The following is a 14,011-nucleotide window of genomic DNA, read 5'->3' as shown; positions in this document are numbered from 1 at the left end:
ATCCCTATTCGCTATTCCCACCTCGCCATTCGCCCTCGTCACATCGGCCGATAGGTCAGCACGTCGGCCGGTCCGTTGATGCCGAGCTTGACCTGGCCGACCGACCGGATGATGTCGTCGCCCAGCAGCTGGGCGAAGCAGGCGTAGCCCCAATCGCTCATGTGCAGGCCGTCGGCGATGACGAACTCGTTTATCGGGATCGCCTGCCGTTCGTGCCAGTCGCGCATCACCTCGAAGCGCGGGAAGATGCCGGCGTGATGCAGCTCGGCGATGTGGCCGAGCAGCTTGTTCATGCGGCTGGCGTTCTCCGACCGCTCATTGACGCGCGGCGAATATTGCAGGTCGACCAGCACGACGTCGGAGGCCGCCGCCTGGATCTTGGCGACGCCGTCGTCGACCAGCTTGGCGGTCTCGGCGGGATCGAGATCGCGCAGCACGGCATTGGTGCCGACCTGCCAGATCACAAGATCCGGGTGACGGTCGATCACCGCGGTCTCCAGCCGCTTCATCATCTCGGGCGCGTCCTCGCCGCCGACGCCGGCATTGATGACGCTGATGTCGGCCATCGGATATTGCCGGCGCAGCTGCGCGGCGAGCCGGTTCGGGTAGGTGTAGTCCGGTCCGCTCGAGCCATAGCCCTGCGTCGATGACGAGCCGAACGCGACGATGACGACCGGCAGGCCGGAAGCGAGCTTGTTGGCGACATGCGGCAGCGAGATGAAGTTCTTCTTCGCGACGCCCTTCGGCGGCAGGCACGGCACCCGGTTGAAGATGTCGGACGCGGACTTGGCGACCTGCTTGACCTTGTCGATCGCGCGCTCGGTGATGCTCCGCGACTGCGGAGGCGCGGCGGCGATGGACTGCGCGGCCGCAGGCGGCGCATTGGTCGCGGCAGGCGTCGGCGTCGCCTGCGTCATCGCCGCCGAAGGCTGAGTGGTCGTCGGCGTCGAACGCACGGCTGCGACCTGTCCGGCCCCCTGCTGATTGCCTGCCTGGGCCACCGCGATGTGGCCGATGGTCGGCCGGAGCTCACTGATCGGCGAAGCGTCGGCATGAGGGGAGGCGACCGCCTCCATCGCGCTCTCTGCATGGACGATGTACGGGCTCACCGAGAGAGCGAGCGCCATTGCAGCAACTGCCGAGAGCCTCTCCCATGTCCCAGATACGCGACGACACTTGAACGTCATGAACACAACAAATCCTAGTTCTGCTGAGCCGGCCCGACATGCGCTGCGTCGATGATGAACTTCGACAGCGCCCGGCCGAGACAGTCATGAACCTGCTTGGCCAGCTCGATCCCATGCGTCGGATTGAACAGGTCGAAATCGCCCTGCTCGTTCCATTGCCGCATGATGGCAAAGCGATCGAACAGCGGAATGTCGCGCTGCTGCGCCACAACCCGCATGTTGTCGATATAGGGCGGCACGGAAATCAAGGTCTCCGTCCGCGGGCTGTATTGCAGGTTCATCAAGATGACGTCAGCCCCCGCGTTCTGCAGCGTGGCGACACCGTCGTTCACCGCCTGACGGAACTCATCAGGATCGATGGACCGCATGGCGTCGACCGTGCCGGTTTGCCAGATGACCAAATTAGGCCGTTTTCCTTCCACCAGTTTAACGAGATTGCCGGCGATTTCCTCTGCCGTCTTCTTCGGCTGCAGCTCGACGCTGAGGTTGACGGTGACCGCAGGCAGCTTGTCCTTCAGCGCTGCCTGCAACCGGGCGGGGTAGGCATTGGCATCGGACGCACTGACGATCGCCGAGGAGCGGCTTCCGACGACCAGAATGTCGAGCGTACGGCCGCTCTTGACGGCCTCTGCAACCCTTGGGAGCGGGCTCTCGGTGGTCAGCAGGTAGGCCGGCACCTCGCAGCTCGGCGGCGCATCTTCGGCGCGCGCGGACGCTGCCAGCGAGACCGCCAGCGCCACGATACCAAACCTTAACCACGAGACGGACTTCATCAGCCCCCTCCCGCCATATCGGCGTTGGTGCGCACCGTCTTTCGCGCTGCACCCTTGTCGGCCTCACGCTTGTACCACGAAATCAGCGAGGCAACTCCCCACATGGCGAGGATGCCGCAAAGGCTGATCATCGCGTGCATCATGGCGCCCCCGGACACTTCGGCAAGGACGAAGTGGCCCGCAAACGCCAGAAACACGCCGAGACAGAAGATCTCCAGCGAGTGTTGCCCGCAAACAATCAGCGGACGCAGCCAGCGCGACTTCAGCAGCGGCCAATCCTTGGGCAGATAGTGCACGGTGAGTGCTGCGAGTGCGAGAAAATGCGCGAAGCGCAACACGTCAAGGTCGGTCTTGTCGATCGGATACATCCATTGCTCGATTCGCCGCGGCATCAGGTGACCGAGCTGCGGAATGTACCAGGTCAGGGTCACGCAGAACGCCGCGACCAGATAGACGACGCAGATGCCGAGCGTGATCGGTGAATTGAGGATGCGCGACATGCGCCTGGCGCCGCCGAGCGCACACCAGGCGCCGAATACGAACAACAGCTGCCAGGCAAACGGATTGAACGCCCAGAAGCCGTTCGGATACGCCGTCAGATAGAGATCGAATTCCCAGGTGACCGCATAGAGCACGACGGACAGCGCGAGCGTCACGTCGGGGCGCCAGCGCATCAGCCACAGGATCAGCGGCAGGAACAGCATCAGCACGATGTAGAGCGGCAGCACGTCCATGTTGACCGGCCGAAAGCGCAGGATCAGCGCCTGGACGATGGTCACGTCCGGCTGCTTCAGGAAGTCCATGATCCCCATCTCTTCGGTGTAGAGCGGGTTCTCGAAGCTGGTCGCCACGTAGGAGATTTCGGCGAGGAAGATCGTGAACAGGAAGACGTGCGCGACGTAGATCTGCCAGACCCGGCGCAGGATGCGCGCGGTCGCGACGATGAAGCCGGCGTCCTGCATCGCCCGCCCATAGACGAACGCCGCGGTGTAGCCGGAGATGAAGATGAAGATTTCGGTCGCGTCGGAAAATCCGTAATTCCGGATCGTGAACCAGGTCAGCAGGTTCGGCGGCAAATGATCGATGAAGATCAGCCACAAAGCCAGCCCGCGGAACAGATCGAGCCGCAGCTCGCGCTCGCCGACGGCGGGAAAGGTGATCGCCGGCGCAGCCGTGGTGGCCGGCGCAGCCGTGCTCGCAGCCGCGGGAGTCTCCGCGGCCTGCGCAGGCGCGGCAGCGGCTCCGGGAACGGACGGTCCGGCAAGGCGATCGGCAATCGACGTCATCAGGCACCACGTCAAGGCTGCCAGCCCGAGGGGCCCGGCAGAGGGAATGTAGGGCTGCGCAATTTCTGCGCAAGCGATGAAGGACTTATCAGCTGGGCGGTGCCCAGTTTTTCGACGCCGGTCCCAACACGCCGCCGCCCCGGGAAGCGGTCCAAGGGCCGGTGGCAATTGCGTAACGCACAACTCTCGTCATTCACCACTTGCATGCGTCGGCGCCCGTGCGGCCCCGTCCGGCGCAGCCAAGCGGGATCATGCATGCGGAGAGCGGAGTCCGCGATTCTGGTGCCATAATCCGGAACTGTGTTGAAAGCACGATGGCGTCACGATTGGTTCGCAGACAAGTTTCCGCTACAATGCACCCATGTACCGCGCCGTGACTCGCCACATCGAAGTGACCGTCGAACCGAACTTCCTGCCCGAGAAATCGTCGGTCGCGGATGGCCGCTGGTTCTGGTCGTATACCGTCGTCATCACCAACACCGGCGAGGAGACCGTGCGGCTGCGCAGCCGGCATTGGATCATCACCGACGGCGTCGGCCGGCAGCAGGAGGTCCGCGGCGAAGGCGTGGTCGGCGAGCAGCCGGTGCTCGCCCCCGGCGAGCGCTTCGAATACACCTCCGGCGTCCCGCTCACCACCGCCTCCGGCTTCATGTCCGGCTCCTACCAGATGGAGAGCGACAGCGGCGAGCAGTTCGACATTGCGGTGCCCGCGTTCTCGCTGGACAGCCCCGAGGGCAAGCGGGTGTTGAACTAGCAGCGGCGGCGTCTCGTTCGATCAGCCAAGTGGGCCATTTCGCCAGATCCTCCGGTGTCATCGCCCGGCTTGACCGGGCGATCCAGTATTCCGAGACAGCAGTGATCGACCGAGTGGCCTCGGCGTACTGGATGCCCCGCTTGCGCGGGGCAGGACGGCGGAACGAGGCGCGACGCTACAGCCTCTCACTCGCAGTCATCCCATCGCGTTCTCGCGACGCACTCCGCGCCCGAGCTTTGTCCATTCGTCCGCCCTCTGCAAATAGAGGGCGCAGGGAAGGCCGGGCCTCGGCTGAGGCCCGTGGCCCGCCTGCGAAAAAATGCAGGCGGCAGGTACCACAGGTTCAGCCGGACAGACCCGGCCCTCCCTGCGCAACGGCTTTAACGGCTGCTTCGCGTTCTCCCTGGTGCGCCGGGCTTGTTGGCCACCATCCCCACGCGAAGCGAAGCCTCAACGTGAGTTGATATCAGCGTCGGGATATCAGGACCGCGCGACTTGACCGTACGTGCATCGCCGTTCGTCCGCGCAGACTGATCCACGCTGCAACGACGCACGCCCATCGCATCCCACTGCCAACGGTCCGTGACGGTCGCGAAACGCCCCTCATGCGGCAACAGGACGCGCGGAAATGTGCCAGTGATTTGCCCGACGGCACAAGCTGTTTGTTGCTGCGACAGAGTAGCGCGACGGGCAAAGCGGCCGGCGCGATCCAAGATGAACTCATAGCGACGAAGCACCGAACCGTAGGGCGGGCAAAGGCTCTCGTAAGATCGACGATAGAGGCACAGGTGCACGGCGCCGTGCCCACCGCCCGCGACCACTGCTCGCGATTCGTGGGCACGCGATCACCTGCGTCCGGCGGGCGCACGGCATCGCCTTGCCCACCTTACGCACTGGCGAACGACAAGTCGCGCCGCATCGTAGCGCAGAACTTTCTGCGATCCGCTCGATCGAGTCGTCCAATACGCTCGGCGACGCCATCGCGGCTACGGTGCCGCATCCAGCGCAACGCCCCTCGATCATCCTCGCATGCGTGCGATGCCTTCGGCCCAGGTCACGACCGGGGTGTAACCGAGGTCGTTTCGCGCCTTGCTGATATCGAGCGTGAAATCCTGGCCGATCAGGCGCAGTGTCTGGCGCGTGATCGGCGGCTTGGAGCGCAGACGAAACAGGCGCCAGACGGTCTCCATGACGGCCGCCATACGCCAGGCGATGCCGAACGGTGCGGACCTTTGGACCGGTGGAACGCCCCGCGTGCCGAGCAGATCGGCGATGACCTGCTGGAGCGTGCCGGCCTGCCCGTCGGACACATGGTAGGCCTGCCCGCCCCGGCCTTTTTCGGCTGCCAACAGCAGGCATGCGACGACATTATCCACGTGGCTGGTGGACATGACCTGACCGCCGCCGTCGGGCAGCGCGAAATGACCCGCCTTCGCGGTCTCGACCATGGCATCGAGCATCGGCATCCCTTCGCCCCAGATCAGCGGCGGCCGGACCACGATAGTGCGAAACGCCGCCGTGTTTGCCTGACGCACCATCTCGTCGGCTTCCGCCTTGGTCGCGATGTAGGGTGCCCAGGACGGCCCTTGCAGCGTCGCATCCTCCGTGACGTCCCTCATCGGCTTCGGACGTCCCATCACCACCGCGGCAGCTCCCGCGGCGATGAAGGTCGATGCGCGAGCCGCCTTGGCGGCGGCCAGCATCGTGCGCGTGCCGGCGACGTTGACCTCGCGAAACAACGCATGAGGATCCCACTCGCTCAAGTGCCCGGCTATGTGAAAGACCGTGTCGCATCCCTGCATGCTCTTTGTCAGCGCGGTCTCGTCCTGAAGATCGCCCCGACAGGCCGAAACGCCCAGAGCCTCGACGGCCGCCGCCTTGTCCGTACGAACCAGCGCGACCACATGTGCATTCATATCCCGCAACCGCGCAATGAGGCGCTTGCCGACGAAGCCAGAGCCGCCTGTGACAAAGACGTTTTTCATGCTACCTCTATAGCGTTGCTATATACCGCATATAGCATCGCTATAGTCTCATGCAAGCCCCTTCTGAGAATGTCGATGTCGACCGAAGATCAAATTCTGTCAGCTGCCTCCGAAATCCTGGAACAACAGGGACCCGAAGCCGTGACGACGCGGGCCGTGTGCCAAGCGGCGAGCGTCACCGCGCCAACGCTCTATCACCACTTCGGCGACAAGCGCGGATTGCTACGTGCCGTGGTCATGCGGGGGGTCGAAACGTTCATGGCACAGAAGCGGACCAACCGTCAGACCGCCGACGCCCTGGCCGATCTGAAGCGGGGCTGGAACGGCTGGATCGCCTTCGCACTCGAACGGCCAAAACTGTTCCGCATGATGATCGACTACACCCGCTCGGACCCAGGCGCGTCCAAAGAGGCTTTCGGACTCATGCGGGCGGTGGTCGAGCGGCTTGAAGCCCGAGGGCGTTTGACGACTGACGTGGATACGGCGGCACGAACCATCTGGGCAGCCTCGAACGGCATTCAGAGTCTGTTCTTGCAGGACGTACCGGCCGCCGAGATCAAGCGGTCGAGTGACATACTGCTGGATGCGCTCGTCGCGAGGTTCGTGAAAACGGGTGGGTGATGCGATTCCATCTTATCGCATCGACAGCTCGCGTCAGCGGAAGGCACCTGAGGCGCATCGGGCCTTGCGGCACCGCTTGCTGGCGCATCGCCGGCCGGCCGATCACTCCGGCCGCGCCGACACATCGTGAATCGACGGCCTAGTTCTCCGTCACGCCGGCTTCGTGTGGGGTGAACTGATAGACCGAGGAGCAGAACTCGCAGGTGACGACGACCTTGTCGTCCTTCACCATGTCGGCGCGGTCCTGGGCCGAGAAGCTCTTCAGCATGTTGGCGACCGCGTCGCGCGAGCAGGAGCAGCGTGCCTGCAGCGGTACCAGATCGAACACGCGGACGCCGCGTTCGTGGAACAGGCGGTACAGCAACCGCTCGCCTGAGAGCGCCGGATCGATCAGCTCGACGTCCTCGACGGTCGCGACCAGCGACTGCCCCTCGACCCAGGCCTCGTCCTCCTCGACCGCATGCAGCTCGGTGCCCTCGGGCGCATCGCCCGGATGCAGGTCGGCCTGACGCAGGCGCTCGGGCGCCTTCGGCAGAAACTGCGTCAGCAGACCACCGGCGCGCCAGCGGTGCTTGCCGCCGCTCCACTCCTCGCCGACGGCGAGGCGCACGCGGGTCGGGATCTGCTCCGAGCGCAGGAAGTATTCGTGCGCGGCCTCCTCCAGGCTGCCGCCGGTGAGCGCGACGAGACCCTGATAGCGGCTCATGTCCGCGCCCTGGTCGATGGTCATCGCCAGATGGCCCTTGCCGAGCAGGCCGCCGGAATCTTTGGCCTCCGCCAGCCTCGCCTCGTCGTAGCGCGCATAGGCGCGGAGACGGTCGGGCGCCTGGAAGTCGACCACCAGGAACGACACCGGGCCGTCGGTCTGGGTCTGCAGGATGAAGCGGCCGTCGAATTTCAGGGACGTGCCTAGCAAGGTCGTCAGCACGATGGCTTCGCCGAGCAGCTTGCCCACGGGAGCGGGATAGGCGTGCTTGGTGAGAATGTCGTCGAGCGCCGGCCCCATGCGGGTGAGCCGGCCGCGCAGGTCGAGCGCGGCAACCTCGAACGGCAGCACGGCGTCATCGACCGGCACGGCCGAGGGCATGCGGCTGGTGTCGAGATTGATGTTGGTGTCGGGGGAAGAACCTGTCATGGCGCCTATTTGGGGTTTATTGGCACGAATGGAAGGGCATTCTCCGGCTGTCGTCCCCGCGAACGCCGGGACCCATACCGCGGATGCTATCGAGGGACGGCGGTAGGAGTGGATCGTCTCATGGGACGGCGGTGTATAGGTCCCGGCTCAAAGCCGGGACGACGGTGGAATGTCGGCAAGCCCACTGGCTCGCCCGACCGTCGACTGACGCAAAGCCCTGACCTGCGAACGGCGAAGACGCCAACTACGCAGAGCAACGACCACCGGTGCAAATCACTACGATCAAGCGGTATGGATCCCGGATCTGCCCTCGCTGCGCTCGGTTGTCCGGGACGACACCGGTGGTGTGGCGCTATCAGACCCTACGCCCGCTCGCCGAAGCACCACGCCAGGATGCCCTTCTGGGCGTGCAGGCGGTTCTCGGCTTCGTCGAAGACCACCGATTGCGGGCCGTCGATCACCTCGTCGGTGACCTCCTCGCCACGATGGGCCGGCAGGCAGTGCATGAACAGCGCCTCGGGCTTGGCGCGCGCCATCAGCTGGGCGTTGACCTGATAGGGCTTGAGCAGATTGTGGCGATGCTCGCCGTCCTTGTCGCCCATCGACACCCAGGTGTCGGTGACGACGCAGTCGGCGCCGGTCACCGCCTCCTCCGGATCATGACCGAGCTTGATGTCGGCCCTGGTGGCGCGGATGAAATCCTTCATCGGCTTGCCGGGCGACAGCTGCGGCGGGGTGGCGACGTTGAGGCGGAACTTGAAGCGCTCGGCGGCATGCGCCCAGGAGGCCAGCACGTTGTTGTCGTCGCCGGTCCAGGCCACGGTGCGGCCCTCGATCGAGCCGCGATGCTCCTCGAACGTCATCACGTCGGCCATCACCTGGCAGGGATGCGAGCGCCGTGTCAGGCCGTTGATCACGGGCACGGTGGCGTGCGCGGCGAGCTCGAGCAGCGCCTCGTGGCTGAGGATGCGGATCATGATGGCGTCGACATAGCGCGACAGCACGCGCGCGGTGTCGGCGATGGTCTCGCCGCGGCCGAGCTGCATCTCGGTGCCGGTCAGCATGATCGCCTCGCCGCCGAGCTGGCGCATGCCGACGTCGAACGACACGCGGGTGCGCGTCGACGGCTTGTCGAAGATCATCGCCAGCACCTTGCCGTCGAGCGGCTTCTTCGCTGGCTCGCGCGCCTTCAAGTTCTTCTTCATCGCGCTGGACAGCGCCAGCACGTTGCGCAGCTCCTCGACCGGCATCTCGGTGAGATCGAGGAAATGACGCGGCGTATTGCCCATGGTCCTGCTCATGATGCGACCGCCTGCTTCCCATGGCCGCCCGACAGCGCCGTACAGGCGCGATCGAGCATCTCGACCGATTGTTCGATTTCGGATTCATTGACGATCAGCGGCGGCAGGAAGCGCACGACGTTGTCGCCGGCGCCGACCGTCAGCAGCTTCTGGTCACGCAGCGCCGCGACCAGATCGCCCGACGGCACCACGGCCTTGATGCCGACCAGCAGCCCCTCGCCGCGGATCTCGGAGATGATGTCGGGATGACGATCGACGACGGACGCGAGCTTCTGCTTGAGCAGCAGCGACATCTTGCGGACGTGATCGAAGAAGCCCGGCGCCAGCATCACGTCGAGCACGGCATTGGCCGCGGCCACCGCCAGCGGATTGCCGCCGAAGGTCGAGCCGTGCGTGCCCGGCGTCATGCCGGACGCCGCCTCGGCCGTCGCGAGCACGGCGCCGATGGGAAAGCCGCCGCCGAGCGCCTTGGCCAGCGACATCACGTCCGGCGTCACACCGAGCCAGCGATGCGCGAACAGATCGCCGGTGCGGCCCATGCCGGTCTGGACCTCGTCGATGACGAGCAAGAGTCCGTTGTCGTCGCAGAGCTGGCGCAGCGCCTTGTAGAACGGCAGCGGCGCGGTACGCACCCCGCCCTCGCCCTGCACCGGCTCGACCAGGATGCCGGCGGTGTGCGGACCGATTGCCTTCTTCACCGCTTCGATGTCGCCGAACGGAACCTGGTCGAAGCCGTCCATCGGCGGACCGAAGCCATCGAGATACTTGGCGGAACCTGTCGCGGCGAGCGTCGCCAGCGTGCGGCCGTGGAACGCGCCTTCAAAGGTAATGATACGGTAGCGTTCGGGATGGCCTTTGGCGGCGTGATATTTGCGCGTGATCTTGATCGCGCCTTCCATCGCCTCGGCGCCGGAATTGGCGAAGAAGACGTAGTCGGCGAAGCTCTGCTCGCAGAGCCGCGTTGCGAGCCGTTCGCCATCCGGGCTCTTGAACAGGTTCGACATGTGCCAGAGCTTGGTCGCCTGCTCCTGCAGCGCCTGAACCAGATGCGGATGGGCATGGCCGAGCGAATTGACGGCGACGCCGGAGGTGAAGTCGAGATAGCGATCGCCATTGGTTGCGATCAGCCACGCGCCTTCGCCGCGCTCGAAAGAAAGATCGACCCGGGCGAATACGGGGAGGAGATGCGTAGCAGCAACACTTGTCATGGCGGATCACATGAGCTGACGGGCTGGCCGAGACACGCGCCATGCGGCGTCATCGCGCATCAGGGACCCCACCCTGGAAAACAAAATGTGCCGCCTTTTCAAGGCGGCACGTGCACCTATTGTATGCGGGCAGCGCTTGGAGTCAACTACGCGCCAGCTGATCGGCGCAGGCACAGGCCCGTGAGATTGCGGGCGCATGACACGTCTCGAGACGCGCCAAATGGAACCACGGAATGTGTGGACTGTGGCCACCGACTCTTGCGCGAGAGTCACGCCATATTGTAGCGTTTTCAACGTCGAGTACGACATCTCGTGCGGCAGTACTGATCCCTCTAGGAGTTTCTTTGTTCGCGTAACGTCCGGGTGCTTCGTGCGCGCCCGGCGAGGGATAAGGGATTCTGCCGTCAGGGAATTTCTTGAGACAGATATCGCAGCGCCGTCCCAGAATTGGCCGGCGCAACGCGAAGGGAAAGGTTCGATGACGGTATTGACCTGGTCCGACGATCGCGTCGAGCAGCTGAAAAAACTCTGGGAGGCCGGACTATCGGCCAGCCAGATCGCCGCGGAACTCGGAAACGTGACCCGCAACGCCGTGATCGGCAAGGTGCACCGGCTGGGCCTGTCCGGCCGCGCCAAGAGCCCGGCCACCGCGGCACCGCGCCAGCGCAAGGCGGCCCGTCCGGCCCAACCGATGATGCGGGTGACCCGTCCGGTCGCGCGCGGCAACACCGCGCTCGCACAGGTTTTCGAGGTCGAGGCGGAGCCCGATCCGGTTGCATTCGACAACGTCGTGCCGATGAACCAGCGGCTGTCGCTGCTGGAGCTCAACGAGGCGACCTGCCATTGGCCGGTCGGCGATCCCTCGAGCCCGGATTTCTTCTTCTGCGGCGGCAAGGCACTCTCGGGCCTGCCCTATTGCGCGCAGCATTCGCGCGTCGCCTATCAGCCCGCGGCCGACCGCCGCCGTCAGCCGGCGAAGTCGAGCCCGCGCTGAGCGCCGGGCGGCGATGGGCGATGAGGACGGTCCGCATCGCCTAGCTTTCGAGCGTCAACCGGCCCGGGCTTCAACTAACAACCCGTGACGGCAATGAGCCCGGCCTCGTGCCGGGCAGCCGATGGCTCCGCCGGTTACGTCCCCCGCCCCGGTTTCGACTGCGGAAAGCACGCCGTGAACGCGGCGCCGTTGCGCGGCACGCTCTCGATCAGGAGCCGGCCGCGATGGCGGTTGAGGATGTGCTTCACCAGGGACAGGCCGAGCCCGGTGCCGCCTTGCGCGCGGCTGTCGCCGACATCGACGCGATAGAAGCGCTCGGTCAGGCGCGGCAGGTGCTCGGGCGCGATGCCCGGACCGAAATCGCGCACCTTGACCCGGATCTCCGGCGCGTTGTCGGCGGAGACGGCCTGCTCCAGCGACACGATCACGCGGCCGCCCGAGGCGCCGTATTTCAGCGCATTCTCGATCAGGTTCTCGAACACGCGCAGCAGCTCCTCGCGGTCGCCCGCGATGGTCACCGGCGCCTCCGGCAGGCTGGTTTCGATCACCACCTGGCGCTCCCTGGCCAGCGACTCTAGCCCATCTGTGACCTGGCGGATGATGGCGGTGACATCGACCATGGTGTGGGGCTGGACATGCGCCGACAGCTCGACCCGCGACAGCGACAGCAGATCGTCGATCAGCCGCGCCATGCGCGTCGCCTGGATGTGCATGATGCCGAGGAAACGCTCGCGCGCCTTGGGATCGTCCTTGGCGGGACCCTGCAGCGTATCGATGAAGCCGGAGAGCGCCGCGAGCGGCGTGCGCAGCTCGTGGCTGGCATTGGCGACGAAATCGGCGCGCATCTCCTCGACCCGGCGCAGCGGCGTCAGATCGTGGAACGTCATCAGCATGCACTTGTCGGCACCGCCAAAGGCGGTGGGAACCGGGACCGGCGTGATGATCAGCTCCATCCAGCGATCCACCGGCACGTGGTCGTGATAGGTGGCGCGCCGCGTCTCGGTGCTGGCGATCGCCTCGCGCAGCGCATTGATGATCTCGGGCGAGCGCAGGGCAAATTGCGCGAGCTCGCCCTTGCGCAGCGCCGGCGCGAGCTGCGCCGCGGCCGCATTGAGGTGGATGACGCGGCCGGCGCGATCGAGCAGCACGGCGGGATCGGGGATGCCGTCGACCACGGCACTGACCGCGGGCGCCTCGACCGGGTTGGCGTGGCGCTCCTCCTCGCGCTTGGCAACGGCGCCGTGCAGCCGCCACGGCACCAGAGCCGCCCCGGCGATGCATAAGAATACCGCCAGCGCCCGGAACGGCAGCAATTCGTCGAGCAGCACCAGCCCAGCCAGCGCCAGCCCGGCCGCCAGCAGGATGATTGCCGAGTGGCGCAGCCGGTCCGGCCAGGGGGTGAAGATCGTCGGAGGAGAGTGGGAGGGAGCGTCGAGGGCCATCGAGTCCTACTCTTCTCACATTGTCGCGTCAGGCGCCGGAATCGCTGCGTTTCCTCACATAAGCCGCTTCAGGCGGGGGGCTCGGATCGAGACTGAGCGCGGCCTGGCGCAGCCGCTTCGATCTGGCGCTGAGGATAACCTCGCGAAACGTCAGCAAGATTACAGAAATGAGGAAGGGCGCCAAATAATACAGCATCCGGAACAGCAGCATTCCGGCCAGCAGCTCCTCGCGGTCCATCTGCCAGAGCCCCACCAGCATCGCGGCATCGAACACGCCGAGCCCGCCGGGGGAATGGCTGGCGAAGCCGAGCAAGGTGGCCGAGACGAAGATGACGGCGACAACGACGAAGCCGAGATTGGGCTCGTCCGGCACCAGCACGTACATCGCGAGCGCGCAGAAGCCGAGATCGACGATGCCGATCGCGATCTGCAGCAGGGTCAGCGGGCCGCCCGGCAGCACCACGGTCCAGGGCCCGCGGCCGACCACGCGCGGCCTGGTCCAGACCCAGGCGACATAGCCCATCAGCCCGACGAGGATCGCGATCGCGGCCATGCGGTTGACCGAGGGCGGCAGCTGGTCGATCGCGGCCGCCGCCTCCGGATGATAGCTGATGCCGAGCCCGAGCACGGCGGCGTTGCCGAGCCAGAACGTCAGGCCGGCGAGAAAGCAGATCTTGGCGACGTCGATCGCGCTCAGCCCATAGGCCGAATAGATGCGGTAGCGCACCGCGCCGCCGGTGAAGACGCTGGCGCCGACATTGTGGCCGATCGAGTAGCTGGTGAAGGCCGCCAGGGCGTTGATGCGGTAGGGCACGTGGTCCTGCCCGATCGCGCGCACCGCGAACAGATCGTAGAACGTCAGCGTGAAATAACCTGCCGCGACGAACAGCGCCGCGAGCGCGATCTGGTGCGGCTCCGTGCTCTTGATGGCCTCGAGCACCTCGTAGGTGTCGATGCCGCGCAGCATGTGGTAGAGGACGTAACAGGCAATCGCGATCACCGCGATGCTGATCAGCACGCCAAGCTTGTGCAGCACTTGCTTCTCGCGCAGGAACGTGACCGCTCTGCGTATGGCTTCAAGCATCTACACCTCTCACCGTGATCCGATCACGACGGCCGGGGACTGGGCGCCCTGGAGGGCGCCCCGTCATGTGCGCATACAACGCCCTCGTAGCGCGTTTCGACGCATTGGGGAACACGGGGCGTGTGAACAAAAGCGTACGCATGGATATACTTAGCAGGCTTCGCGGAAATGCGATGCACCGTTTTGCCGCACATGGGGCAGACTGGTGGCCGATTCAGCCTGCGCCTCCCCGGGTTAAACT

Annotated in this window: 12 protein-coding genes; 3 read left to right on the top strand and 9 right to left on the bottom strand. The window is 65.5% G+C overall.

The annotated features are described in order from the left end of the window. Window positions 1-38: 38 nt before the first annotated feature. Genes S58_RS03395 through S58_RS03385 form a run of 3 tightly spaced genes read right to left on the bottom strand, consistent with a single transcriptional unit; the run spans window position 39 to window position 3,246 of the window. On the bottom strand, window positions 39-1,187 hold the full coding sequence (locus S58_RS03395) for an SGNH/GDSL hydrolase family protein (RefSeq protein WP_042340512.1): 1,149 nt from the start codon (window positions 1,185-1,187) through the stop codon (window positions 39-41). A 14-nt stretch (window positions 1,188-1,201) separates the two neighbouring features. Then, window positions 1,202-1,960, bottom strand: a complete 759-nt coding sequence (locus tag S58_RS03390) for an SGNH/GDSL hydrolase family protein (RefSeq protein WP_015663838.1) — start codon at window positions 1,958-1,960, stop codon at window positions 1,202-1,204. Continuing rightward, complete coding sequence (locus S58_RS03385) at window positions 1,960-3,246, bottom strand: OpgC domain-containing protein (protein WP_015663837.1); 1,287 nt, start codon at window positions 3,244-3,246, stop codon at window positions 1,960-1,962. Before S58_RS03385 ends, S58_RS03390 begins: the two co-directional genes overlap by 1 nt. A 361-nt stretch (window positions 3,247-3,607) precedes the next feature. Between S58_RS03385 and apaG the strand changes: the two genes are divergently transcribed. Beyond that, a complete protein-coding gene (gene apaG, locus S58_RS03380; RefSeq protein WP_015663836.1) occupies window positions 3,608-4,000 on the top strand; it encodes a Co2+/Mg2+ efflux protein ApaG in 393 nt (130 codons plus the stop codon). A gap of 1,019 nt (window positions 4,001-5,019) precedes the next feature. On the opposite strand, the gene S58_RS03375 is transcribed toward apaG, so the two are convergent. Continuing rightward, window positions 5,020-5,985, bottom strand: a complete 966-nt coding sequence (locus S58_RS03375; protein ID WP_015663835.1) for an NAD-dependent epimerase/dehydratase family protein — start codon at window positions 5,983-5,985, stop codon at window positions 5,020-5,022. Window positions 5,986-6,060: 75 nt separating this feature from the next. Between S58_RS03375 and S58_RS03370 the strand changes: the two genes are divergently transcribed. Further along, window positions 6,061-6,606: a TetR/AcrR family transcriptional regulator gene (locus S58_RS03370; protein WP_015663834.1), complete on the top strand. Its 546-nt coding sequence runs from the start codon at window positions 6,061-6,063 to the stop codon at window positions 6,604-6,606. 139 nt (window positions 6,607-6,745) lie between these two features. Here the strand turns inward: S58_RS03370 and S58_RS03365 are convergent, their stop codons facing one another. The 3 genes from S58_RS03365 to S58_RS03355 form a co-directional block, all read right to left on the bottom strand. After that, window positions 6,746-7,741, bottom strand: coding sequence for an Hsp33 family molecular chaperone (locus S58_RS03365; protein WP_015663833.1), 996 nt, complete (start codon window positions 7,739-7,741; stop codon window positions 6,746-6,748). A gap of 362 nt (window positions 7,742-8,103) precedes the next feature. Then, window positions 8,104-9,030, bottom strand: a complete 927-nt coding sequence (argF, locus tag S58_RS03360) for an ornithine carbamoyltransferase (RefSeq protein WP_042338642.1) — start codon at window positions 9,028-9,030, stop codon at window positions 8,104-8,106. 8 nt (window positions 9,031-9,038) lie between these two features. Beyond that, the gene (locus S58_RS03355) at window positions 9,039-10,250 is read right to left on the bottom strand and encodes an aspartate aminotransferase family protein (protein ID WP_015663831.1); all 1,212 of its coding nucleotides are present in this window, start codon (window positions 10,248-10,250) and stop codon (window positions 9,039-9,041) included. A 478-nt stretch (window positions 10,251-10,728) separates the two neighbouring features. Between S58_RS03355 and S58_RS03350 the strand changes: the two genes are divergently transcribed. Further along, complete coding sequence (locus S58_RS03350; protein ID WP_015663830.1) at window positions 10,729-11,244, top strand: GcrA family cell cycle regulator; 516 nt, start codon at window positions 10,729-10,731, stop codon at window positions 11,242-11,244. A gap of 134 nt (window positions 11,245-11,378) precedes the next feature. Here the strand turns inward: S58_RS03350 and S58_RS03345 are convergent, their stop codons facing one another. Together S58_RS03345 and S58_RS03340 are read right to left on the bottom strand one after the other, a co-directional pair. Next, the gene (locus tag S58_RS03345) at window positions 11,379-12,686 is read right to left on the bottom strand and encodes an ATP-binding protein (protein ID WP_015663829.1); all 1,308 of its coding nucleotides are present in this window, start codon (window positions 12,684-12,686) and stop codon (window positions 11,379-11,381) included. Between the two features lie 28 nt (window positions 12,687-12,714). After that, window positions 12,715-13,770, bottom strand: coding sequence for a lysylphosphatidylglycerol synthase domain-containing protein (locus tag S58_RS03340; RefSeq protein ID WP_015663828.1), 1,056 nt, complete (start codon window positions 13,768-13,770; stop codon window positions 12,715-12,717). Between the last annotated feature and the right edge of the window lie 241 nt (window positions 13,771-14,011).

Source organism: Bradyrhizobium oligotrophicum S58 (assembly GCF_000344805.1).
Taxonomy (GTDB): Bacteria; Pseudomonadota; Alphaproteobacteria; order Rhizobiales; family Xanthobacteraceae; genus Bradyrhizobium; species Bradyrhizobium oligotrophicum.
This window is presented reverse-complemented; position numbering and strand designations above follow the sequence as displayed.